Origin of the sequence: Halosimplex pelagicum (assembly GCF_013415905.1) — an archaeon.
In the GTDB taxonomy this organism is placed as follows: domain Archaea; phylum Halobacteriota; class Halobacteria; order Halobacteriales; family Haloarculaceae; genus Halosimplex; species Halosimplex pelagicum.
Genome location: NZ_CP058909.1, coordinates 1,324,317 through 1,349,704, shown reverse-complemented (window position 1 = coordinate 1,349,704; position 25,388 = coordinate 1,324,317). Strand labels below are relative to the sequence as shown.

17 protein-coding genes and 3 pseudogenes are annotated in these 25,388 nt (G+C 56.8%); 11 read left to right on the top strand and 9 right to left on the bottom strand.

All coding sequences use genetic code 11. The features are described from left to right. Positions 1-314 precede the first annotated feature (314 nt). Together HZS54_RS06755 and HZS54_RS06750 are read right to left on the bottom strand one after the other, a co-directional pair. Positions 315-1,412, bottom strand: a complete 1,098-nt coding sequence (locus tag HZS54_RS06755) for a glycosyltransferase family 4 protein (RefSeq protein ID WP_179921241.1) — start codon at positions 1,410-1,412, stop codon at positions 315-317. A gap of 530 nt (positions 1,413-1,942) precedes the next feature. Further along, a pseudogene (locus tag HZS54_RS06750) lies at positions 1,943-2,512 on the bottom strand (IS6 family transposase). Positions 2,513-2,614: 102 nt separating this feature from the next. Between HZS54_RS06750 and HZS54_RS06745 the strand changes: the two are divergent. After that, a complete protein-coding gene (locus tag HZS54_RS06745) occupies positions 2,615-3,577 on the top strand; it encodes an ATP-grasp fold amidoligase family protein (protein ID WP_179921239.1) in 963 nt (320 codons plus the stop codon). A 77-nt stretch (positions 3,578-3,654) separates the two neighbouring features. On the opposite strand, the gene HZS54_RS06740 is transcribed toward HZS54_RS06745, so the two are convergent. The 4 genes and pseudogenes from HZS54_RS06740 to HZS54_RS06725 form a co-directional block, all read right to left on the bottom strand. Beyond that, positions 3,655-5,169, bottom strand: coding sequence for an oligosaccharide flippase family protein (locus HZS54_RS06740; protein WP_179921237.1), 1,515 nt, complete (start codon positions 5,167-5,169; stop codon positions 3,655-3,657). 108 nt (positions 5,170-5,277) lie between these two features. Then, a pseudogene (locus HZS54_RS06735) lies at positions 5,278-5,854 on the bottom strand (IS6 family transposase). A 289-nt stretch (positions 5,855-6,143) separates the two neighbouring features. Further along, a complete protein-coding gene (locus HZS54_RS06730; RefSeq protein ID WP_179921235.1) occupies positions 6,144-7,973 on the bottom strand; it encodes a hypothetical protein in 1,830 nt (609 codons plus the stop codon). A gap of 228 nt (positions 7,974-8,201) precedes the next feature. Beyond that, entirely contained in the window at positions 8,202-9,509 is a 1,308-nt protein-coding gene (locus tag HZS54_RS06725; protein WP_179921233.1) for a glycosyltransferase family 2 protein, read from the bottom strand. A gap of 497 nt (positions 9,510-10,006) precedes the next feature. Here HZS54_RS06725 and HZS54_RS06720 point away from each other — a divergent pair, with 497 nt between their 5' ends. The 6 genes and pseudogenes from HZS54_RS06720 (at position 10,007) to HZS54_RS06695 (ending at position 17,062) form a co-directional block, all read left to right on the top strand. Beyond that, positions 10,007-10,669, top strand: coding sequence for an ABC transporter ATP-binding protein (locus HZS54_RS06720; RefSeq protein WP_179921231.1), 663 nt, complete (start codon positions 10,007-10,009; stop codon positions 10,667-10,669). 244 nt (positions 10,670-10,913) lie between these two features. Next, positions 10,914-11,342 carry a hypothetical protein gene (locus HZS54_RS06715; protein WP_179921229.1) on the top strand — a complete coding sequence of 143 codons (429 nt, stop codon included), beginning with the start codon at positions 10,914-10,916 and terminating at the stop codon, positions 11,340-11,342. A 176-nt stretch (positions 11,343-11,518) separates the two neighbouring features. After that, the gene (locus HZS54_RS06710) at positions 11,519-12,676 is read left to right on the top strand and encodes a hypothetical protein (protein WP_179921227.1); all 1,158 of its coding nucleotides are present in this window, start codon (positions 11,519-11,521) and stop codon (positions 12,674-12,676) included. 183 nt (positions 12,677-12,859) lie between these two features. After that, a pseudogene (locus HZS54_RS06705) lies at positions 12,860-14,181 on the top strand (RNA-guided endonuclease InsQ/TnpB family protein). Between the two features lie 234 nt (positions 14,182-14,415). Further along, entirely contained in the window at positions 14,416-15,630 is a 1,215-nt protein-coding gene (locus HZS54_RS06700; RefSeq protein WP_218927127.1) for an RNA-guided endonuclease InsQ/TnpB family protein, read from the top strand. A 268-nt stretch (positions 15,631-15,898) separates the two neighbouring features. Further along, complete coding sequence (locus tag HZS54_RS06695) at positions 15,899-17,062, top strand: phage NrS-1 polymerase family protein (RefSeq protein WP_246391815.1); 1,164 nt, start codon at positions 15,899-15,901, stop codon at positions 17,060-17,062. 1,083 nt (positions 17,063-18,145) lie between these two features. Here the strand turns inward: HZS54_RS06695 and HZS54_RS06690 are convergent. Together HZS54_RS06690 and HZS54_RS06685 are read right to left on the bottom strand one after the other, a co-directional pair. Next, positions 18,146-21,742, bottom strand: coding sequence for an ATP-binding protein (locus HZS54_RS06690; protein WP_179921221.1), 3,597 nt, complete (start codon positions 21,740-21,742; stop codon positions 18,146-18,148). A gap of 112 nt (positions 21,743-21,854) precedes the next feature. Beyond that, positions 21,855-22,454, bottom strand: coding sequence for a hypothetical protein (locus HZS54_RS06685; protein WP_179921219.1), 600 nt, complete (start codon positions 22,452-22,454; stop codon positions 21,855-21,857). A gap of 302 nt (positions 22,455-22,756) precedes the next feature. On the opposite strand from HZS54_RS06685, the gene HZS54_RS06680 reads away from it, so the two are divergent. The 4 genes from HZS54_RS06680 to HZS54_RS06665 all read left to right on the top strand — a co-directional run bounded on the left by HZS54_RS06680 (position 22,757) and on the right by HZS54_RS06665 (position 24,707). Beyond that, a complete protein-coding gene (locus HZS54_RS06680; RefSeq protein ID WP_179921217.1) occupies positions 22,757-23,029 on the top strand; it encodes a HalOD1 output domain-containing protein in 273 nt (90 codons plus the stop codon). 324 nt (positions 23,030-23,353) lie between these two features. Then, a complete protein-coding gene (locus HZS54_RS06675; RefSeq protein ID WP_179921215.1) occupies positions 23,354-23,752 on the top strand; it encodes a type II toxin-antitoxin system death-on-curing family toxin in 399 nt (132 codons plus the stop codon). A 33-nt stretch (positions 23,753-23,785) separates the two neighbouring features. Then, on the top strand, positions 23,786-23,956 hold the full coding sequence (locus tag HZS54_RS06670; protein ID WP_179921213.1) for a hypothetical protein: 171 nt from the start codon (positions 23,786-23,788) through the stop codon (positions 23,954-23,956). Positions 23,957-24,320: 364 nt separating this feature from the next. Next, complete coding sequence (locus HZS54_RS06665; RefSeq protein ID WP_179921211.1) at positions 24,321-24,707, top strand: HVO_A0114 family putative DNA-binding protein; 387 nt, start codon at positions 24,321-24,323, stop codon at positions 24,705-24,707. Between the two features lie 66 nt (positions 24,708-24,773). On the opposite strand, the gene HZS54_RS06660 is transcribed toward HZS54_RS06665, so the two are convergent. Further along, the gene (locus HZS54_RS06660) at positions 24,774-25,346 is read right to left on the bottom strand and encodes a hypothetical protein (protein ID WP_484496842.1); all 573 of its coding nucleotides are present in this window, start codon (positions 25,344-25,346) and stop codon (positions 24,774-24,776) included. Between the last annotated feature and the right edge of the window lie 42 nt (positions 25,347-25,388).

The window sequence follows — 25,388 nt, the reverse complement described above, 5'->3', positions numbered from 1 at the left end:
ACTTCTGGCAGCGGCTTCATTGAAGCGGAATGGATTTCGGGAAAGTCCCATCGTCCCGTTACATCGGATTCACCGCCGAGACAGACGCTTTTAATACCGTAACAGAGGTCCGATTGGGCCAATCGACTCCCCAGCGGACATGGTTCTAGTCCTTCGTTTCGACATTAATCTGCAATTCAGTTCGGAACTGCAGACGGGACCGCCTACACCAAGCCAGCCCACAGCCAAGTGAGACAAACAGACGGAGCAAAGAACTACATACGCAATCAGGCACGACAACTCGGCGGCCCGAATAGGGATGGATTTTCCATTAGCTAACAGGATTGGTCAATTAGCTCTCGTATTCGGCTCACTACACTACTCCACGATCGATTCTTCTCTATATATTCACGTCCCTCAATATTAGACGAATTGCCCGAAAGTAACTCGTTCAGGTGGGCAGCGAGTTCTTGATCAGACATATCGGATGAAAACCGATGCACACCGGGATAGTCTTCTACGTACTCCAGACCAGAATCATTAACCAAAATAACCGATTTCCCACAGGCGAGATATTCATAGATTTTCATTGGAGACGCCTGTCTGGAAGCATTAAACGGACCGAAACAAACATCAGCTTTGTTGATATATGACGGCACCATCGAGTGGCTTACTCGACCTACAAATTCGACTTGTCCCTCAATGCCCAAGCTTTTTGCATTTTCTTGTAATTCTTTTTGCCTCGATATTGTCCCCCCAACGACATAAAAGCGTAGCTCTCTATCAACCAGTGAGAGAACTTCCAGCATCTCCTCTACCCCCTGCCATGGCTGTAAACTGCCTACATAACAGACTGCCTGTTCTCCGTCGTTCGCTTTCTGCTCACTATCGGGCGAGAAGAGTTCCGTATCAACGCCGTTTTCGACAACAGCGATGTGTTTTTTGTTGTCTCGGGTCTGAAGTTCTTCCTTTATTCCTTCAGATACGCAGATTAGCAAGGCGGATCTATTCCTGCTTTTCTCCCGAATCCACTGGTAAAGTTTAGCCGACATTGTACTTTGACCTCCCTCCGTGTTCGCGAGACCGTTTACTTCAAGCACCAAACAAACACGCGGATGCAACCCGATCAGGAGCTTCGACAAGTACGGAGAATCACGGCTGTAAACAACAATTCTATCATCTGAAGTCAATACGATTTTAAGTAAGAGTGAGATCCCGATCAAATCACGGATCAGTTTCGAGATTATCGAATCGCCGAACCCGAGTTCTTGAACACTTTCATGGTCAAAATCATTTTCACGCCCGACAATGAAAAGCGAATTAGGATCGATGGCTGAATGATAATTCTGTATGAAGTTTTGAGTATGGATAACTCGACCGAACTGGGAGGGGTCTCCAAAGTCGACACCGGGATAATATCCAATAAACCTCATCAGTTTAACCGATGAAGGATTCTTTGTTGAAACTACCGGATTTACGGCTCACACTTGTGTAGCGTGTCGGGGGCCAGAGTATCGGTACTTGCGAGTGTGGAACAATGAGTAGAACGGCCCCTCATCCGAGGCCTGAATCACCAGCTTGGTCTCATCTACCTCTGATTCGGAGATGATCAAAGTAGGCAATATAGCCCTCAGATCGCCGTTCTGGGAGTTCATAAAGTCGTGGTTGAGCAAGTGGATCAGACGGACACAATGCCCACCGTCAATAACCAAGAGACAGACAACAAGTCTCGCATCAAGATGGATAGTTAGACGTCCGATACCGATGGGTCGACAAGTCCTCACTGGTTCGGGACGGTCGTTGGGAGTCCGCTCAGCATCATTGACCGCTCAACAGGCAACCGACAGTGTGGCCAGATTGAGCGGTGGGAGACTCCAGATAGTGGGAAAACGTGGAGAGATGTTCTCTGGTGTAAACGCCGACACGCAGAACTTTCCACCCACAGGTGGTCGCGAGGCGGTGTTTAGTTAGTGGCATTATGCCATCGAGCGAAGGCTAAAAGCCAAGATTCTGCTGTTTCCGGTTCAACGTGGCTGAAACAATTTGAGAACGACGACGTTCGGCGCTTGAGCTCCCGAAAAATTCGTTCGACATGTTGAGCGCCATCGACGAGAAAGACGGCGTTTTCGACATCGTGCTTTTGTCGCAGTTCACGGAGGAAGATCTCGGTGAGTGCTGTCGTGGTCGTGGAAAAGAGCTAGACGTGAAGCAAGTCGTTCGTTTCGGGGTCAGCGGCGGCGTACAGCCAGAATTGCTGGTCGTTGATCCGAATCACTGTTTCGTCGAGCGCGATCTGATTCGGGGATCGACCGGGTTCGGGCTGTAGATCGGCTTTCTGGACCCAATCGTGGATCGCTTTGCGACTTCGCTCGACACCCAGGTCCGCAAGTAATTCGGTGGTATTCGACAGCGACAGCCCCGCAACGTGCGATTGAATACCCTGGGCCATCGCCGGCTCGGGTGTCCGCTCGCGCTCCACAAAATCCAAATCAATCCAGTCTCTATGACCGCTGAGGCGGGCGATTTCTGCCATAGACCAGCAAGAAATTCGCCTGCCTCACTTTTCACGCTTAACTAAACACGATGAGAAACACCACCGAAAGGTACTTGTTGATTATTGAGTGATTGTGTTATCATGAATATTCTCCAACGAGGTGTTCGAATAATTCGCCAGAGAGGGATCGGAGAGTTACTCAGACGGATCATCTTTCAGGTTATTCGTGTTTTACTTCTACGGAACAGGATCATAACTCCCTATTTTAAATACGTGTTCGGGAATGAGTTCCATTTGAAGGCACTCTCGTATCTCGCTTTGGGGTACTGGCCTGATATCCAGAACCTTCGAACCTTCAACGAAAAGATACTATATCGGCAACTGTACTCGAAAAACGACCTCTTCTCAACTGTTGAATGCAAATACGAGTCGCGGGAATACATTGCTGATCGGGTTGGTGAATCCATTCTTCCAAATCTCTATCATGTCACGGAGGACCCAAACACGATCCCCTTCGATTCATTACCGGACGAATATGTTGTGAAACCGACTCACTTAGCGGGTGCGGTGGCAATTGTTGACGAGGATGAGTCGCCAGACAGGGATGCAATCAAGGACGACTGCCGCCGCTGGCTATCCGAAGAGTTTGGTGCTGTGAGCGAGCAGTATTGGTACCAAGAAATCGAACCACGGATCATGGTAGAAGAGCGGCTTCGTGATGCTGAATATGACCCGCCTCTCGATTACAAGTTCTACGTCTTCAATGGCCGAGTCGAGTACGTCCACGTTGATTTCGATCGAGGCTCTGATCCAACTCGGCGGTTTTTCGATCGAGACTGGACTCCACAAACGTTCACGAAAGGACGTGTGCCTCTAGGGCCAGCAATTGACGAACCGGAACGATTTGATGAGATGATGGAGGTTGCTGAAAAACTTGGAGAGGAGTTTGATTTCATCAGAGTAGATCTGTATCTGTTGAACGGGGATCGGATTGTATTCGGCGAGCTGACCGTTGGGCCAGCGAATGGAACAAGCCCATTTTCTCCTCGGCACTATGACTATGAATTCGGAGAGTTATGGGAGCAGCGTCAAAATCACAAATAGTCCGCGTAACACTCATGAAGAGTCTTCACCCCGCTCATGGTGGTTTTTAGTTGGCTATCCACCTTCAAGTGCGGTTCTCACTGAGTATCGATTATCTCACCGTCGGCTCCTGTAAGGGCAGTAACCCAGTGGTCAGGGAGTTTCTCCACAACCGGTCGGAGATCGTGACCGGTAACTACTCCAAGTTTGACAGCCAGCCCGATATAAACAATGCCGCCTACTGGTGGAATGACGACAAGAGCAATAAGATCGCTCTGGACGGTGGTGTCAACACCATACAGAAGGCCACCAGTCAACAGGGACACAACTGCGATTCGTCCGATCGGCAGACCGGTGAATGGGCGATAGCCGAAATATCGAGCAACGATAGTCTGGAATAAAGGCAGGGACCCATATCCCAGTGATGTGCCGATTGCGGCGCCGACCATTCCATACTCTGGAATTAGGAGACTATTCGCGATCAAATTTATCACTGCCGAACCAAGGGTGGCGATGATAATCGGCCGCATATCGCCTTTAGATTGGCTGATTGCAAGTATCGGGCGTGCGACTGCAAAGCCGATGACGCCAGGCAGAAGGTAGAGAAGCGGTGTCACCGCGGCTTCAAAATCAGCGCCTAGATACAGCGGGACGAACGAATCGGCCAGAACTGCAAGCCCAATCGCCATGAGAATCGTGAGGAGAGAAACCAGCCGAGTGATCTGTGAGGAAAGGTCCTCAATCACGTCAATTTTATTATGTTGCCAATACTCTGCAGTTGATTGAAGCATCGCCAACTGCACGGCAGATGGAACCAACCAAAGCATTTCGGCGATCTGGAGGGCACCTTTATAAACCCCCACTATAGAGCCATCTTTCCAATATGAAAGCATTAATATATCTACATGATAGAGAGACATGAGACAGGCAAAGAACACTGCCGTACCACCCACATACGAGAGTATGTCCCGTTTTGGGAGTGGCGTCTCAAACGAAACCAATGCCGATAAATGAAGATGATTTGATAGAATTGCGCCAGCGATCGTGGCGACAATAATATCTGCCCCGATGCTCGCGAGCAAGACACCCGGAACACCCCAACCAAGATATGCCAGCGCCACGGCTCCGCTACTGAACAGCAATCTTTGGAGGACTTGCAGTGGTTCGGAATATTTCTCCAATTTCAACCCCATCAATGATCGTAAGAGTGTATTCTGGTATTGACGGGTCAGAACGTACACAGACAGAATCAGTAGTAAGGGGCCGAACTCAGAACCGAGAAGTGAGTCAGCAAATCCTGTCGCTCCTATGACCGCGAATGTACTTGCAATTACTAGCGCAACGATACCGGCAACACGAACGTGAAAGCCAAAGATGGCACTTTTCCACTCAGTGCTCCGGTCTTCTGCGAGATACTTCCGAATACTATCATTTGTTCCAGAGTTCAGGAGCGCCGTTGTGAGACCAAAAATGGAGATTACGGTCGCATACCGCCCGTACGGCCCCGTTCCCAGAAGGCGGACTATAATCGGAGTAAACACGACACTGAGCAAAATCGCGATGAGTTTTCGGCTAAATATTGCGAAGATAGATGATGCAATAGACCGAGACATAGTTGATAGAAATCAAGCCGATTCTAAAAAGGTATCTTCTGTGAGCTTTCGCGGTTGGCGCCAACCGTCCCCTTCACGAAGTAATTGACGACGACCGGTTGTATTAAGTTAGGTATGATTCCACCAGACGGCGTGAGCTTGGAGCCATGTTTCGGCGGTCGGCGGTTCGACATGACTGAAACAGTTTGAAAACGAAGATGTTTATCGTTCTACCTCACAAAAGATACGTTCAACCGCATTTCGATGGCCGTGTCGTTGACGCGGTAGCTGAGACCTTCTTTGCGGAGTCCGCCGATCAGGTCGTCGGCGTCATTGACGGGAAACATGGCGCCTTCGGCGGCATGTTTCTCGGTAAGTTCGGTGAGAAACTCTCGAGCGATCGCGATCGTATACGTCGGAAATAGCCGTGTATGGAGGATTCAGTTCGTTTCCGGATCGACCGCGGCGTACAGCCAGTACTGCTCGTTGTTGATCCGGATCGCCTTCTGATCGACCGCAACGCGATCCGGGTTTTCACCAGCAGCTGGCTGCAGATCGACCTTCTGGATCCAATTGTGAACCGCTGTCCGACTGCGTTCGACACCCAAATTTTTGAGAAGAACAACTGTATCGAAAGTGATAATTCTGCAAGGTGGTGACGAATACCCTTTTCAACGACCGGGCGGGGTGTCCGTTCTCGCTCCACAAAATCCTAGTCAATCCATCCAGTAGACTCGCTGAGGCAGTTGGATTCGGGCATAGACCATTCGGATCTCTAACCGCCTCATACTTAACTTAACACCGCTCCCTCATCCTGCGCTGAATTTATCCCGTGAGCTGAGACAGATGCGACCAATGAAGAGACAGGTGATGTAAACATTGACCTACATAACGACGTTTCAGAAAACATCGATGATAGGCTTACAGCACTAGGATACAGTGACGAATTCAACCTATTTATCCACAGTTCGAATTCGAGAATGCAGAGTTGATTTCTAACCAGATATTTTTGGACACCGGAGTAAAAGTCCGCCACCTGAATCATAGATTACATTAACTGATGGCGGTTTTTCCACTCCTAAAAAGTGTTTGTGATTAGCTCTATAGAGCGTTAATCCGCCGCAGTCACTCAACCAAGACATATTTAGATTATCTTGATTTGCTGTTTCGGAGATAATCTTTCTATGTTCCGTTAATGAGGAAGAACTTATGTATCCAGCGGTATATCCAACTGCTCGAAGTTTGGATCCATCATCGATTGCGAACTTTAAGGCCGATAATTCGCTCGATGATAAGTGATTTGGATAATCGTCCACAGCGCGATTTGTTGGTGGGGTAAGCCGATTTCTATCGTTATTCTCGGCAGCGTAGACTGCCAATGCTGTTGGAGAAATAAGAAGTAAACATACTGCCCCCGCACCAATTCGCCGTCGCCCTAACTGGCTCAGTGTAATTCCTGCGATAGGAGCGAACACTAACATGATAGCGGCGGTCAGCCTTGTCGCTCTTCCAATTCCACCAACGGTGATACTAACCCCTAAAAAACCAACGAGAAGAACACTAGCAGGCGCCCACACTCCAGCAACGTCAGTTACCTCGTTATCCAGAAACTGATCGAGCACCCAGAGTCCAGCAAATCCTGCGATGGCTGCGATAAAGAATAATCCGAAGGCCAGCTGGACCACAGGATCTTGGAGGGAAAATAGGGCTCCTCCAAAGGAAGCTGATGCAGTTTCTTCTGACGCCCCCCGCATGCCAAAAAGAGTCCAAAGTGCGCGCATTACTTGGAACCGAAGGTATCCGATAAGATCCCAATAGACTACCATACTGATGACGGTAATTAGAAATGCGACAATTGGGGGCCCATGCGATGGTTCAATCGCCTTCCAATCATTTGGAATATGTTTTGAAAGGATGTGGAATAGAATCAATGAACCCAATATGAAAGCTAGAATAAGCAACGAGACGTTGTGAGTGAAAGTCAATACACCAAGAAGAACAAAGATAATAATAGTACCCCGCTTCCGTCTCGGAGATGCAATAATGAGGATAATAGGTGCGATCATAGCCAGCTCAAGAGTCTGAGCAATCGGATATGAGATACGCAAGACAAGATCTGGAAGAGTAGCAAGGAATAGCGCTGAAAATAAGCTAGCCCTCATCGAATGTTCAGTTACCAAGCGGTTAGTGGTAGCGGCCACAGCCACTATGCCAAGCGTTGCCGGAATCGATATCGCAACGAAAAATGCTTGACGGGGCGGTATATCCAGAAGAGAACCAAGAAGACCTCCGAGGACATGAGCAACGGGAAAATCCCGGTAATAGATCGATGGATCAGTAAAGATGCGGCCAGTGTTGGCGACAAACTCCGTTAAACCTACGTGTAACCGTGGATCCTTACCAACAACTGGCGCGCTATTCCAGAGGGCCTGCTGGAGAGTTACCGCAAAGAGAATGATCTGACCCAAAACCAATTTAGAAGGCGCAAAGAGGATTCGAAGAATAAAAATTAGATGGACGAAGGCAAAGAGCGTATAAAACTCGGTAGGAACACCAGGCGACGACTGAGAAATCCAAGCAAGAACGCTAATTAATAGAAGCATCAAAATGTCAGTCGCGCGTTTCTCCCGTTCACCTACAACAGGAAAGGTAACCACTGAATCCATCTTGTAGATGGTATAAAGTACCGCAGAGACGATGATTGAAACACCGCCATATGAGATATAGCTGATATCCAAAGAGAATCCAAATGCGACAGCTACACAACCGACTATAAACACCAGAATAGTAACTAAGATATGTAGCACTTGGAAGAGTTTCGGCACTACATATTATTCCGTTAGACAATCTATTGAGCGTTGTGGTTATCCATCCTCATAGGTCAAACATCGCTTCTTGAGATACTCCAACCATCTATTAGCAAAATGTGCCTCAAAGAGGCATGTCCAGTATTAGTCCGAAGTGAAAATCAAGCTGCTACCATCGCATCTAGAAAAATAGTCCACCAGAGATATTGTAGATTAATTCGATCTCCGAAAAGATATCCAAATATTTCATCCAAAATACTGATTAAGGGCATGTAAAATAATTCCGGTAAAGCATGAAAAAGTGCCGGCAAGTGCGAAGAACACAGAGATGAGCGCTAATCCGATAGGAAAAGTTCCACTGGTGATAAAGTTAGAGAACGTCCAATAGCCGAACCCAATCCCAACGATAGCACTCACAAATCCAGGAACCCCTAGTACAGTGATAGGCCGTTGCTGCTCCACTGTCTTCAGGATATTATTCACTAGATTCAACCCGTGAGAAACCGGATTGTGTGAGCTTGCGTCTTCCACTGCGTAATCAATTGTCGTTCCAACTTCCTCGATTCCAAAATCGTTCTCGTGAGCGTGGTACAGAATATCCGTACTCGCGCTCATTCGATTACCGATCTCATCGCTCTCCGCCAGCGACTCCAACATATCCGTGTCGTACGCACGAAACCCGCTCTGGGTATCCTGTACGCGCGACCGCGGTCGGACGACGCCCATACTCAGGTTCGTCAGGGTGTTCACGACCCAGAGACCGAACCGCCGATACACGGGCGCGTTCGTGTCTCCGTCACCGGCGAACCGACTGCCGATGACCAGATTCGCGTCGTCAGACTCCAGTTCATTAGCCAGCCGCGAAATATCGGAAGCGTCGTGCTGTCCGTCGGCGTCGATCACTACCAGCGCACCAACGTCTCGCTCAGCTGCCTCCGAGAACAGCGTCTTCAGCGCCTGCCCGTAGCCCTGATTCCGGTCGTGCTCGATAACCACACCACCGGCCGCACGAGCCTCCACGGCTGTCTCGTCGGCCGAGCCGTCGTCAACGACCAGCACCGAGTCGGCGTGCTCACGCGCCTCCCGCACAACGTCGCCGATCGACCCTTCCTCATTATAAGCCGGAATCCCGACCACGGTCTCACCGGAGAGCTCAACGTCCCGTTCGGTGACGGCGTCGATCCGGAGCGCATCCCCGTCGACGTATGGGAGTGTCTCGTCGTAGACGATCCGCTCACAGTCGGGCGGGGAGACGATGACGGCGTCGTAGTCTTTGACCGACGCAGCGATGGCCAGCTCTTCCTTGTATCGCTGTACGTCACCGCTGTCTTGGGCCTGGACGATCTCGACATCGAACTGTTTCGCCAGCCGAACCGTTTCGTACTCCGTTTCGCCGGGCTGTAATACGAACACGTCGTATCCCCGGTCAAGCGCGCGGTGTATCGTCCGTAACGCAGCGTCCGTGTTGCCCTCCGTCGCGATTACACCCACCGCGACAACGGTAGTCTGTTCCTGTTGCCGTTGATCTCTCGATTTGATTCTTTCACCAGACATCGGTATCACCTACCCCCGCGTCGCGAACGCTCAGAACTCGACGGCCACCCCGATCGAATCCGACACTGACCGAGGAATAGACGCTTGCTCCGACCGAACGCACCGCTCTGGAACACCGATGGTCATCGGTACGGCCGAGTTGTGAGCCTGTCTTCGATCGCATCGTCCACCTACCCCCGCTCGGTAACACCACCCACGGAATTACCGAGCGGCAATATATCCGCTATACCGCAGTACGTCCGTACAGGTCTAGAATGTAAACGAGCTAACTTAACTTTACTGGAAGCCGGAACAATTGTGGGCAACCGATGCAAGCGGAAGGGAAGTGATCACTAGCGAGCGACAGTGAGGCCCGAGATCTGGTTGTCCAGTCTATTTCGTTCGAACGCGAGTAGTGTACACAGGCCGTTTCGACGGACCGACGCGTCGCGCGCGGCGCCAAGTCTTGAGAGGAAGAGTGACGTAGAGTTATCCACGACGACCTCCAATACGCAGTCGTGACATCGCCGGTGCTAGAAGCGGAGGGCGTATCGATCGAGCGAGCGGAGCAGCCCGTGCTGGACGGCGTTTCCTTGACGATCAACGCGGGCGAAGGAGTGCTGGTACAGGGACCAAGCGGGTCGGGCAAGAGCACACTGTTCTCGGTGCTCGGACTCCTTGCCGCGCCCGACAGCGGGTCGGTGACAGTCGCCGGCGATGAAACGAGCGACCTCTCGGAGCGTGGGCGCGCGCGGCTTCGCCGCGAGGTGATCGGTTACGTGTATCAGGATTTCAAGCTCGTCCCCGATTTGACCGCGCGCGAGAACGCCGCGCTCCCTCAGGACCACACCGGCCAGCGGGACGAGGCGTGGCTCGACGAGCTGTTCGAACGGCTGGACATCGCGGACCTCGAGAATCGACACCCTCCAGCGCTTTCCGGGGGCGAGAAACAACGCGTCGCGACCGCACGCGCGCTGGCGAACAGGCCCGAAGTCGTACTCGCCGACGAGCCGGCCGGCCATCTCGATCCGGAAGCATCCGAATCGCTGCTGGGTCTGCTCCAGTCGCTCCGGTCGGACTTCGAGACGGCCCTAGTTGTCGTCAGCCACGACCGTTCACTCGTCGACCGCTTCCCCCAAGTCTACCACCTCGAGGACGGCACGCTCACGCCGCTCGAGTGAGTCGACCTCCCGCTCGGATCCCTCTCCCGTTCCTCCGCTATTCCAGTATCACTTCCCTGCAGCTCCGGTCATCCTCTCGACATTCTAGTATCACTACTAGATGTGAATATTGAGAACCCTTCCTAAACCACTCTAACATGAGAGGTAGTGTGAATTTCAACCTAATTCTCAGTATCGATAGTGTTGACGGTGGCGTTAAGTTGGATAACTGGATTCGATAGCGTATGGACGGCGAAGCGTGCCGATGGGCGACCTCGACGGGGCTCAGATCCGCGACCGACCAGGAGGGGTGGTGAGCATGCCGGAGATTCTTCCACAGCTGTTCAGCTCCTACGTGGAGATCCACACGCTACAGCTCGGGGCCCTCCTCGGTCTGTTCGTCGGGCTCGTCTATCGCGATTATCCGGTACTCGCATATGCGCTGCTGTTCCTCGGGGTGTTATCGGCGTTCGGAAACGCCTCCCACATCGGATACCTCCCGAACAGCGGGATCCCGACGGAGATTGAGCGGAAGCCATGGTACTTCTTGAGCGCGCTCTATGCCACGACCGTCGTCAACATCCTATGCATCAGGTACAAGCAGTGGATTGGCAGCCGACTGCCGGTACCAGGCGGCACCTCCGGGGACCGATCTACGTCCGAAGATGTTCGGGCGACCGAGGACCGAGCCTGACCGGTTTCCGACCCGGTAATTGGACCGTTCGATCCCGTCTCCATGACGCCGGCACGGTCGTTTTCTCGGCTTACTCTCCGTCGACGCCGCTTATCGATCGCTGTCGCGAACTTACTCAACCGACGAATTTGATACCTAGGTGATAACAATACCTCCCGAACCCCTACCCCCGAGCCATGCGACCGACACGACGAACGGTACTGAAAGGGGCAGGCGCGGCGCTCGTCAGTGGCGGAGTACTGTGGAACGGCCGGCAGGAGATTGTGCCGGCGTTCGGGGCGAGAGTCCTCCTCGCGAACGGGGGTCGTGCGGCGACCATCGGTGTCGGCGACGATAACGAGTTCCGAGGGTTTAGCGAGACCGTCCGTATCGAGGCGGTCGAAGACCCGCCCGGGTCGGACGACGCAGACGGGGAGGATAATGACGACAATAGCGACCAGAACGAGGGAACGGAAACCGAGGAGAATGACAGCGCGATCCGGATCACGTCCCTCCCGGAGCCGGGCGATAGCGACGGCCGTGACAGTACCGACGAAACCGACCAGACCGGCGACAATCAAGACGACAACGGGGACCAGAACGGGACAAACACCGGCGACGCCGTCACCTTCGACTACGGAATCTCCGTGGTGAACGTCCGGGACCGCGACCTCACGGTCCGGGACATCTACGAGTACGAATCTGACGATGACGACGGCGACGATGGGGCCGACGAGGACAGAGAGGAGGAATCGACCGAAAGCGAAACAGACGATAACGGTGAGGAGGGGCCCGAGCAGGTCGAAGATGGGTTCGTCTACGACTGGCTCGTGACGGACGAGGACGTGACCGGCGTCGGGACCGACCACGAGATGGAAAGTGTCGGACCGGACGAGGCGTGGCTTCTCCTGAAGACTGACCAGACGGAGGGGACGGCCACGGCAACCGAAGCCGAGAGCGACGATACGGAGACTTCGACGGGGACACCCGAGCCAGACCCGTCGGTCGTCGACGGGTTCACGCTCGTCTTCCGGACGATGTACGCCGAGCGCGAGCCCGGCACGTGGCACACCCGGACTGTGACCGACGAGTTCCGCGCTGTCGACGATCAGCCCTGGAAGCGATTCTCCCAGGACACCTACGAGTTCGTCCCGATCGGGTTCGACCTCTTGGAGGTTTACGGCGACGCAACGGTCCACGCCGTCGGGGTGGGTCGCGGCGACCCCTTCTACGGCCCCTCGAAACTCGACACCTACTACGCCGACCTGCGCCTCAACGGCGAGCGGTACGAACTGCCGGTGACATACGCCGGTGAGTCCGGTCGGACTGACGAAACGACCGAAACACCCCAGTGAGGGCCAACCGATCTGAACATCCCTGTTATAAAGAGCAAGGAGAATACCTGCGCCTTGAGACCGGGATGAATCCGACAACCCATTCCACATCCCACCGTCGATAGCACCGCTGGATATTCCACCGTCACCAAACACCACTCTTTGCAAGAGACGCGAGTATAAGCAGTTATACAGACGTTCAGAATGTTGGAAGTCCACCGCACCCATCAAGTGAAAATCCGCAACCACTCCCAAGTAGCTGAGATGCTCAACCGCCACGGGTGGAGCGCCAGCAAGCTCTGGAACGTCGCCAACTACCACTCCCGAGAAGTCTGGGAGGAGACGGGCGAGATTCCCAACCACGAGGCGTTGAAAGACGAGTTGAAGACCCATCCAAAGTACAAGGGGCTGCATTCGCAGTCCAGTCAGCGCGTTCTGGAGGAACTCGCTGAAGCCTTCAACTCGTGGTACGGTAAACGGAAGTCCGACGACAGGGCGAATCCGCCCGGTTACCGCAAACGCAACTACTACGACAACGACGGCAATCGCGTCCACGAAGAACACCCGCGAACCACGGTGACGTGGAAGCAGAACGGCATCCGCCACGACACCAAGAACAACCGTGTGCGACTCTCGAAGGGCGCGAACCACAAGGAACACCCCCGATCGTGGGAGTACATCCTCGTCAAGTACGAGACGCGCCCCGGCGTCACCGTCGAGAATCTGCAACAGGTGCGCGCCGTCTACGACAACGCGAAGGGACGATGGGAACTGCACCTCGTCTGCAAAGACGAAATCAAGACACCCACCGCTCCCGGCAACGAGACGGCGGGCATCGATCTCGGCATCAGCAACTTCGCCGCTGTCGCCTACAGTACCGAAGACGCCGACCTGTACCCCGGAAACCGTCTGAAACAGGACGGGTACTACTTCCCGAAGGAAATTGCCAAGTGCGACGACAGCGGTGGTGAACGAGCCACACGCCTCCATGCGAAGTGGTCGGAACGCCGTACCCACTTCTTCCACAGTCTCGCCAAAAACATCGTCCAACGATGTATCGAGAAGGGTGTTGGACGTGTCAATGTCGGAAACTTGGAAGGCGTCCATGAGGACGAGAACGGCGACTCGAAAAACTGGGGCAAGCATGGCAACCTCGACCTACACGGGTGGGCATTCGACCGCTTCACCAACATCCTCGAATACAAACGAAGGTCGAGGGGATCGAAGTCATGGAAGTGGACGAGAGTGCCACGAGCAAGACGTGTTGTATGTGCGGTAGAGAGGACGACAGCCAGCGCGTCGAGCGTGGCCTGTACGTCTGCGAGGAGTGCGATGGGGCATTCAACGCGGACGTGAACGGAGCGGAGAACATCCGACTCAGCATCAACAAGGAAAGTAATTCCGAGTCTTCCGGGCAGTTGTTCGGGGATAGGAGTACCGGCTGGTTGGCACAGCCCGCAGTCCACCTATATGACTTGTCCAGCGGATTCCAACCGCAGGACCAAGTGGTAGACTGCAAACCCTAATATCCCAAACGCGGTCGGGATTCCTCCGCGTTCACGCGGAGGAGGATATCAATCACAGCGGAACAGCACGGAAGCCCACCCCTATTAGGGGTGGGAGGAAGCGCGTGAACTCTCTGTCACAAACCACCGAGACCAGCAGGGCCGACTCCCGAAATAATTGTTGCTAATTTAAACTACCCATCTCAATGTGATTCTGTCATGGAGGTGCAACGTACCGTTCGGGTCAAACTCGACGTGCCCGACGAACGACGGGACCACCTCCACCAGACGATCGAGCAGTTCAACACCGCTGTCAACTACAGCATCGAGAATGGTCGCACCGACGACGGCTACCTCATTACCGCGAAGACCAACATCCACGATGAGGTCTACTACGACCTCCGTGAGGTGACTGACCTGCCCGCGAATCTCTGTGTTCGCGCCTACTCGAAGGCAGTCGAGATGATGAAATCTACGGTCGCCGACTGGAAGGACGGCACCAGTCGTCCCGTCCCGACGTTCGACCAGCCCACCGTCGTCTACGACAAACGCACCCTGACCATCAACGACAGGAGTGCAACCCTTTCGACCGTCGAATCTCGCGTCGAGGTCGACTTCGACATTGGCGAGTATCAGGCCGACTACCTCGATGACGACGACTACGAGAAACGGATGGGGACGCTCCACTACGACGAACAGGAAGACGACTTCTACCTCCACATCGTCGTTCAGAAGGAAGTTGAGGAGCGTGAGGGCGGCCGCGTTCTCGGTGTTGACTTGAATCTCAAGAACGTCGCCGTGACCAGCACGGGGTCGTTCTACGACGGTGGACAACTCCTGTGGGGGCAGAACCACTACTTCCGTGTGCGTCGGAGCCTCCAAGACAAAGGCACTCGTTCCGCAAAGCAGGCGTTAGCGCGACTGTCGGGGCGAGAAAACCGCTTCGTCTTGGACCGCCTGCACACCATTTCTCGACGCATCGTGGAGGAAGCCCACAACTACGACTGCTCGCACATCGCCGTCGAAGACGTGACCCATATCCGCGAACGGATGGACGCCTACGACGACCAACTGAAACGCCAGATGCACCAGTGGGCATTCCGCGAATTGCAGGAGATGATCCGGTGGAAAGCCACCGAGTACGGGATTCGCGTCGAGAGCGTGAATCCCGCGTTCTCCTCACAGACGTGCTCGAAATGCGGACACCAATCCAGCACAAACCGCGATTCGGATGGCTGGTTCGAGTGCAACGAATGCGGATACGAGGTGGACGGCGACTACAACGCTTCCAAGAACATTGGGAAGCGATTGGTATCTTTACCCGAGAGCAAACGTCCCTCGGGGTTGGGCGACGGTCATCTCGCCCTTAAGAGCGGGACGGTGACCCTGAACGGCGATTACACCGCCTACGACAATTTGTCGGCAGAAGGGGAGTCCCACGCTCAAGCCCACGGCTTTAGCCGTGGGTAGATGACAGAGCAGACTGGGCGAACTACTTTCGGAGAATCTCGGTCATTCAGATTCAGCTCGAAAATCGCACGACTGGAAGCGAATACTCTTGTCGATCCGTGACCTGTCCGGATGCACGACCGCGATGGACGAACCGAGATCTGTGACAGCGGACATGCTACCAGACGAACTGTTAACTTACGACCAGTGGGTCTGCTGGCGGACACAGGAGCGGAGCGGGACGGAAACAAAGGTTCCAATTAATCCCCACACGGGCGGATTCGGGTCGGTGACCGACGGCGAGACCTGGACATCGTTCGAGACTGCCCACGAAGCACTCGAGACACAGACGGTCGATGGGATGGGCTTCGTGTTTACCGAAGACGATCCGCTCGTGGGCGTCGACCTCGACGAGTGCCGAATCCCGGAAACAGCGACGCTGACCGACGACGCCGCTGACATCGTCGACCGCCTCGCCTCGTACACGGAGGTAAGCCCATCCGGAACGGGCGTTCACGTCATCTGTTCCGGCACGCTGCCGGGCGACCGGAGTCGAAAGGGGTGGGTCGAGCTGTACGAGGAGGCCCGCTTTTTCACCGTGACCGGCGACCACGTCGATGGAACGCCGACTACTGTCGAGTCCCGCTCGAACGAACTCGCGACGGTACAGGCCGAGTACGTCGCCAGCGAACCGTCCGAAGCCGATGCCACAGCAGACCAGCAAGCGCAACCGACAGAGTCAGCGCCAGACTCGGAGGCAGACTCGACTGCTGCCACCCAGTCAGCGGGAGCCGAACAAAATGGGTCCACACCGGACAACGAGTTGAGCGATACCGAGGTCGTCGAACGAGCGCGGGCCGCAGCGAACGGGGAGAAGTTCACGCGCCTGTGGAACGGGCAGACGAGCGGCTACGAAAGTCACTCGGAGGCCGACATGGCGCTCTGTGCGCTGCTGGCCTTCTGGACGGGCGGTGAGCGTGACCAGATCGACCGGCTGTTCAGAGACTCCGGACTCATGCGCGAGAAGTGGGACGAACAACACTACGCCGACGGGAGTACCTACGGCGAGAAGACGATCGAGCGCGTCCTCCAGGGGACCGACGAGTTCTACCAGCCGACCGGCGGGTCACCCGACGATGGCTCGGCGGCCAGTGATTCGATGACCGAGGAGTCCGAGCAGCCAACAGCGACGCAGACGAGCGGCAGTGACGAACCGTCCGAGGGCTACGCGTTGCGTGAGCAGCTGTCGGAACTCCAGGCTCGCGAGGACCACCACCTCTCGGTGATCGCCGATCTCCAGTCACAGGTCCAGCGACTCGAGGCGGAAAACGAACGACTCGCCGACGAGTTGGCTGCCCTTCGCGAGGAACGCGACGCCGATCCAGACGACCACAGCGACATCCGGACGGTCGGGGCACGCTTGCGAGGGTTGCTCCCGTTCGGCTCCACCTGACCCCGGGAGCCGACCCTCTGATCGACGAGCGATTTATTCGTTCCAGTGGAAATCAGGGTTGTGGATCTGCCGAAGATGGCGACACTGATCAGCAGTCCACCTAGGAGTGTCGCCGGTAGGATGGAAAGCTAATTCACCGCCACCCCCAGTACATCTCCATTTCACGGGCGCTTGCAGGCGAGATCGTGTCCAGTCCCTTGGCACTAGGCAGAGAGCGGTCAGTACATTGTCCCGCTGCCCCGCAATATTGTGTGTTTTATAGCGTGTACTGACTGAAGAGGCGAGCGAGCAGGACAGAACCGGACTGACCGATCGGTGGCATTCTGAGATATCCCAGTCAAGATAGTCTCTAACCCCCAGAATCTCGCAATCTTGGTCGCCGATTGTTTCGAGAGTGCTGGCTGAAAGCAAGATATCCGGCGTACAAGCATCGTTCGCGGGAAAAAGCCGGCCATCTCGACCATTGACGAGTCGCTTGGACGGCCAAAGCCAGAGAGCCGATTTCTTGCGAGCCAGCGCCAGACCCGACTGGACAGGCAGTGACGCAAGCCAGACGACAGCTGATCTGAATCGAGTATCGAGACCTCCCATTCGAGACCCGACGCGTTACCCGCGGTACACGGGGGATATGCCGCGAATTAGGCGCTCGAAGATGCGGGTCGGACCCCGATTGGTGACTCGAATGTCGCGTCGTATGGCCCGCGTACGCCTGATTCAATAGAAGACGGCAGTGTCCGGCTGCGGTGGCCGCCACTACAGACACCAGCACCACAGTACATTCCCACAGAGAACTCCGATTGCGGGAGATTGCGGCCGTGTACCTCGTTCTGCCGGTCGAATTCACCCGAAATTTGCCGATTGAGTGGGCAGATACCCATGATTCCGCCGAATTCGACCCCAATAGCCCACCAATGAGACGACCGATCGCATTTGCGCGCTGGTTGCTGCCCAGAGAGGACCGACGCTGGAGCGGACAGTCCCAACACACCACCGCTTCGAGTGGAACGAGATCGGCGGCTCCGGCTGTGTGTTTCGATGGTGAACTGAGACAGCAAGTCGGTTTACACCCACTCGACTGAGTCCTCACTCGCCGGCAGTGTCGAGGAACTGGTTGTGGAACGAGCCGATGGTGTAGATGTCGGTAAAGCCCGGTTCGTCGAATGCGATCCGCGTGAGCGCGTAGGACTCACTGTAAGTCCTATCGACGCGTGGGTCACCCGAGCCGGGGTTGTGGAGTGCCCGAATGATCTCGTGACCCTCGCTACGACCCTCGACGATCCAGAACGCCCGGTCGGGATCGCAGGCCGCCATCTTGTCGTAGTCGGCCGGCACCGCCCGGAGCGTGTCGTGATTCGACCGCTCGGCTTCGCCCGTGACGAGGACATCGCCGTCGCCGTCGAGGACCGCAACGTCGAGCCGCCCGTCGTCGACCGGGTAGTACGTCTCAACGGTCACGGCGGCGTGGTCGGAGTCGTCGACGAATCGCGACTCGAAGGCCCGGGCCATCGACTCGACCATCATGACGTGCAAGCTCGATTCGCTGAGGTCGCCGACGCCGTCGCCGTGGGCACGCCCCTCGCGATGGGCAGCACCGATGACCTCCCGACCATCGGCGGTGACCGTGTAGAGGGTATGGGGGTAGTCACCGTCGACGGTGAGCAGTCCGTCGAGGACGACCCGTTCGAACTCGTCGTCGGAGAGGCCGGCGTAGGCCCGCAACGGCTCCATCCCGTCGCGGACGATGTCGTACTCCCAGTCGCGGTCGTAGCGTTGCTGGTGGGCGTTGTAGACGAGCTGGAGGAAGACGAGCTGGCTGTCGGAATACTCTAGCGTCGAGCGCTCGCCGGGCGAGAGGGTCAGGCCAACATGGAGCGGCGGGACGTTCAGCCGGTCGATGTCGCTGCGGTCGCCGTGACAGTCGACGGCCGCGAGGAGTTCCGACAGCCGGCGTCCGTAGCGCGTCTCACAGGCATCACAGACGAGCGACGCCGACGGCTCGTGATACGAGACGCCCGCGGGCAGGCGACGCGTGAACGGCAGTGTCGTCTCGATAGGGCCGTGTTCGGTCCCTCTCGTCGGTTCGGTCCCCTCGTCGTCTGTGTCGTCGCTGTCGGCTCCACCACTCGCCACTGGAGCCGCCGGCGTGACCGAAACGCCGTGGCGACGGGTACGCTCGCTGCGCTGGGTCTGTGCGGCCTCGAAGGTCGCCTGCTGGGCAGCCGAAAGCGGATCGTCGCCTTCAGGGTGGCCCGGCGGGAGCGGCAACGACTCCAAGAGGAGCGGCCGCGGCGGCTCATTGCCGAACGGCGACGGGAGCGAGACCAGCCACTCGCCGGCCCCGAGCCGGCCCAGCCGCGTCGCGACCGCCTCGGGCGGCATGTCGTCGGTCGCCAGGCGCTTGGCCAGTGCCGGGTCGTCGGTGACCCGGCCCGTGACGACCGTGCCGATGTTGTTGATGGCCTCCTCGTAGGTCGCTTCGTCGACGCGCTTGAGCTGGCGCGGGTACTGCAACGAGAGGGTGACGCCGACGCCGAAACTGCGCCCCTCGCGGAGGAGATCCGCGAGGATGCCCGAGGCGGCGACGGTCGCAGCCTCTTCGATGTGGACGGACACCAGCGGCGGGTCACCGACCGCGTGACCCTGTCGGTGCTCGCGGTCGCGCCGTTGCAGTGCCGTCCACAGCTGTGAGAGGACGACCAGCGTCACGACGCGCTGGGGCTCCTCGTGGAGCTTGCTCGTGTCGATGATGATGACACAATCCTCGTCGAGTTTGGCTCGCCAGTCGATGGGCACGGCGGGACGCTCACCGTCGGCCTGTGGGGCGTAGTTGAACAGCGGGGCGATCCGGCTGTCCATGGCGGCCGTGCCGATCCGGCGGGCGGCGCCGGCGACGATCTCCTGAAACGTGTCCTCGCTGTTGTCGGCGATCCGCTGGAGTTCGCGGCGCAACCCCTCGTCGACGACCGGCGGCGCGTGACCGGTCTCGGCGAAGCGGCTGATCCGCTGTTGGAGCTCGTCCAGCGTGAACTGATCGTTGCCGTGAACGGGGTCGAACATCGCCTTGACGATCGCCTCGATGACCGTCGAGGAAGTGAACGCCTGGTCGAACTGCTCGGTGCCCATGATCGCCCGCAAGAGTTCCTCGAAGTGGTCGGCCACGTCCTCGACGGCTTGCGAGCGAGCGATGCCAGAGGCCTGCTGGCGAGTCACGTCGAAAAACGGCGTCGCGGGTACCTGCCTGGCCGCGTCGAAGCGATAGACCGATTCGAGGGAGCCGTACTCGGCGTAGTGAGCCCGCTCGTAGTCGTCGGCCATCTGGCCGTCCTTGGACTCGATGATGACGGTCGCGCCCTCCGTCGCCGCGTGATTGGCGAGCAACCCGTTCGTCCCGAGCACGCTCTTACCCGACCCCGTGCCACCGGCGATGAACTGGTGGCGGTGTTGGAGATCGGGCGGGACGGCAATCGGCTCCGAGGCATCCGCGCGATCGCTGGTCTGGGGGATGCCGAGCGTGTATCCGTCGGTTCGGTAAGTGTCGAGCGTGCTGTCGGGCGGTAGCGGAATGGCGGTTCGCTCGCCAGTTCGTGTCTCCATGGCTTGGGTTGCCCGTTCTGGGAGGTTCGCGCCGCCGACGAGACAGAACTGCCCGACCGTCGTCGGGTCGGCGACGATCCGCGGGTGGATGTTCGTGGACAACGGGATCGAGACGTTCAGGCGGCGTTCGAGGCGGCGACTCAGTGCGACGGACCGCATCGTCCGCGTGGCGAGGTCGTCGGCGAGCGACGCAGCACCGTCGCTGCCGTGGGCATAGCGTGTGGTCGTCAGTTGGTAGTGATTCTGGCCCACCTCGGCGAACGCGCCGTCGATATCAGCCAGCGGCGCCTCGGTGGACGCCGAGTCTGCCCCGAAGGCGACCACCCGCGTGTTGACTCGGAAGGACGCGCGGGCGTCGGCCGCCTCGATGCTCTCGATGCGCGAGCGGTATTCGGCAGCGACTTCGTCGCTCGACAGGCGCTCGAACTCTGACTCCATCCCGGGCACGAGCGCCTCGAGAATCACATCCCCGAGCCCGCGCTGGGGGTAGTGATACTCGTCGATGGTCGCGTGGGCCTCGGTCTGCCAGTCGGCCTTCGGTTCGAGCAACGCCTGGTAGACGGTCGGCACCTCGGCGTCGGCGAGGGCGTCGACAACGGTCGTCAGCGGCCAGTTCGTCCGGTCGTCTTCGGTGAGTTCCGCGACTGTTCTGAGGCGGGTCTGCCAGTCGCCCGCTCGTTGCTCGGCGGCCTGGATTTCGAGGCCAGCGACCGAGCGGTCGGCCAGTGGTATGGCTTGTTCGGCGTCGTGTTCGGTGGGGTCGGCGACAGGTGCGTCGGTGGGGTCGGTCGTTAGTGCTGTGGCCAAGGAGGTCGTCGTCGTGGTCAGTTCGTAGCCGGTCGGGAGCGCGCGGCGCAACTTGGCACGGAGGCGATCGGTCTCGATGCTGTCCGCACCGAAGTAATAGGAGACGCCGTCCTCATCACCGCTCGTGAGCAGCAGCATCTCGATAGTCGGTGGGTCGTCGGCTGTTCCGTGGAGCGCACGAACGGCGGTCGTGACGTGCGCCGGCGTGATCGCGGTCGTCGTCGGCCGAATCTCGACGTACGTTCGGTCGGCCGTCAGTCCCTCATCGCGAGTCGGCATTTTCGCCGGACAGCGGCCGGATCCATTTGTGCGTCACGGTCCGGTAGTTGGTTTGGTGAGCGGTACCACTAGACGCACGAATCGAACGGAGGCGGCAGTACCAACGTCGCGGTCAGAATCCCCAGCGCAGGCCGGACATGGTGGCGACGATGGCGATCATGAGCAGCAGTTCGACCATGCTTAGCATGCCGTACTTCTTGTTCAGGCTGGCGAGGCGCTCGTGGTCGGTGTCTTCGGCGGCGATCTCGTCGAACATCCCCGCCGTGAACGTGTGCAGCGGGCCGAACCCGAGGACGAGCAGCGCAACCGCGAGTGCGAGCGCCGCCCACAGCGACGGCGTCGGGGACGCCCACAGGCCCATCATATCAGCGAGGCCGATGCCGGAGCCGACGACGCCGACCGAGACCGGCTCCATCAGCAGGTTCATCCTTGGGACGAACCCCTCGGCGAACTCGGCGTTTGCCTCCTCGGAGAGACTGCCCATGACGGGCCCGAGGACGACCGCCCCGAGCACCGCGGTCCCGAACCAGAAGGCACCGAGGAACAGGTGGACGGTGAACATAGCTCGGTAATTGCCCGAGAGATAGCCCACCACGGGGAGGAGTAGAGGAACGAGAATCGCCCCGACTGCGAACGGCTTGCTCGCGGCCAGCGCCATGAAGCGGTACCGTTCGCGGCGATTCGTCGGTCGCCGGATCTCGGCTAGTGACATCGCATCCCACGTTCCATAGAGAGGTAATTCCAGTTCTCATACAAAATGGTACCGGCACTACCTGAGGGTGATGTGGTGCTGTGTTGGCCCGACAGCGAGTTGATCCGGGGTTCGTACGGATGGGATCTCGTGTCTTATGTAACAGATGACTCTCTCAGCAGTTGGTTTGTTACAGAAGGCACGGTAGCGCGGCGGGGTCCCACTCCCGGCGCAGTCCTCGGGTTCGGGGTCAGTACTCGCGGTCGAGTGGGCTATAGCCAACCGAAGGGCTACCGTGGTTGCCGTCGTTGTGTTGTCACAAGATGGACGGATCTGTTACGTCTCGGGTCGCGCTCCAGCGCCAGTACGACTGTACCGAGACGCCGCCAAGTCACGCGATCGTCGCCGCGCTCGCGACCATCAAGAATTGCAGCCCTGCGGCGCTCGTCGAGCCACGGCTTTCCGACCACATCGATCCTGATGCACTCAATCAGCTCGTTCGGGACAGCGAACACGCGAGTGTCTCGTTTTCGATCGAGCGATATCAGGTGCAGATCGACGAGTCCGAGCTGACGATCCGGCTGCACGATCGCTGAATGGGTGTGGGTACTTCCCGAAACGACATTTTTCGATCACGTCTCGAGGTCGGGCCTAGCGGTTCGTTTCTGCTGGGAGAGGATTAGCGGTCTACAGAGAACAGGTGGGCCACAATGGAAATCCCACGCGGTTCCCGGAACGAACCTCGCCTCAGTCAGCCAGGACAGCACTACACCCCAAACTCCATGCGTGGTCTCGCACTTGAACCTTCCCAGCCGAGTGTGCTCTGCGTATCCTCGGCCCTCATCTGCTGTCGACACCGAAACAAACTGAGGACGATGGTTGCGGAAGCGATTAACGGACAGCGTGAGAACCCCCGGCGTGTGACTGACGACATCGCGTATCCCTCTGCCGAACTCGTCCTGGATCTCCACGAACAGATCGTGGAAGAGGGCGACATTACGGAACCAGGCGTTCGGTCGGAGGACGCGATTCGATCCGCGCTGCAGTACATCTCAGCGGGATTCTTCGGAGAGGTACCCGAGACGATCCACGAAAAAGCGATCCATCTGATGCGATTGCTCGTTGCGGAGCATCCGTTCGTCGATGGAAACAAGCGGACAGCACTCCGTACGGTGGTCGTCTTCTACATGCTGAACGGATACACGTTCGACTACGGTGATGAAATTCGAGCCCTCTTGCATCGCTTCGCAACTGACGAAGCCGCTGTCGACATAGACACTGCAGTCATCTACTTCCGCGCATGTGCTCGTCGCAACTAATAAAGGGACACACCGAGTATCTCTGGTAGAACGATGGCGTCCAGCACCGATTCATCAACGGCCGTTGACGACGAGGTCCGCCAGCTGTACGAGCGGTATCAGGCCGCTGAGAGCGACGCCGAACGCCACGAAATTGCCCTCGAGATGGGAGCGCTTGACGGACGCCGCCACGGGGATATCTACGCAGCACTCGAGACTGAGTGACGGGTTGCGGGATATTTGCAGGTACTGAGTGAGCGGTGCTGGACTGGAATCAGAGACGGGTAGTAATCGGCGATCTGTGGACGGCGACAGGGGTCCAATGGAAGGCCTCGCCCTTTCAGTCCACGAAGGTGGTGGTCAGGGGCCTAGTCATTTCACGGTACAGAAGGCCGCTACTCAGACAGTAGGTGGGTAGAGCGCCGGCCGGCGTAGCAGAGATGCTCCTACCCATATAACGTATCCCCAATAACATAAATTTTCCGGTTCGTCTTATCGATGATAGAATATCGCCTAAAACGCCAGCTATTCGTGGCATCGAAACGCTCTTATCTGTTGCAGTTCTAACAACGGTAAGGAAGTATTGAATATGTCTGAATTCGAAGAGCCGCCATCCTCGGTGTCTGATCCGAACGAGTTCCAGAGCGAGGAGGCAAATATCGATGACCGCCTGGAGTACCGTGCTGCGTTTTCGGAAACGCTCACGCAGCACGGCTTCCCGGACACACTCGTCCTCGCCCGGGAACGCGCCGAGGATGTCTTCCACGATCGTCGCCTCGATCTGCTCGATTACCTGCAAGAGAATGAGCCCGACTCGGTTCGTGCTCTCGCTGACGATTTAGGCTACGACAAGGGGGTTGTCAGCCGCGATCTTCAGAAGCTCGCCCGTCTCGATATCATTGAGTACGTCGAGGAAGGTCGCGCGAAGGCTCCTCGCCTCAAGCACAACCATATCGCCATCGAACCGATCGTTTGACTCTGGTTCAGAACCCACTCTCGACTCTTGGCCATGTGCAACTGTGCTGAGATGGCCGATTCTCGATTACTCGATGAACTCTGGTTCCTGATCGCAGTCAAGCGGGACACCCTCCCAGATTCGTTTTAGGGCGTTACGACTGGTCCACCCCTCCCGTTCGGCGATCTCATTGATATTGACGCAAGCCTCATCTTCCGAGAGGATCCCTTGTTGGGCCAGAAGGCCGATCGGAACCCCGAGAGACGGCATGGCGACCCCGGCATCCTTGAGATCGAGTTGGCGACGAACGTAGGATCGGCCACCATCTGCCATTTCAGTGTCGCCGCGATCCATCATGAGGATGATCTCGATAGTATCCAAATTCTGCTTCACCATCTCAGCGACGCTCCACTCTCCTTCCTCCTGAATCGATCCACAGAATTCGTAGTCAAGCGGGCTCTCGTCGGCATCAAGTGTGTCTAAAACTCGCTGTGCGGCATCAGCTCTTTGTTGATTCCCCGCATCAAAGCTATCAGTTCCCTGTGAGTGCAGCTTCAACTCCCGATAGCAGGTTGTCGTCGTCGTGATACCCAGATTTTCCCGAATTGCTGGCCAGCAATCCAATCGTGCATATGCGATTAATGCGTCAGTATCTGCAATGATTCGATGGATAGCAGTCCCTCCTCGTCTTTACTTCGAAGT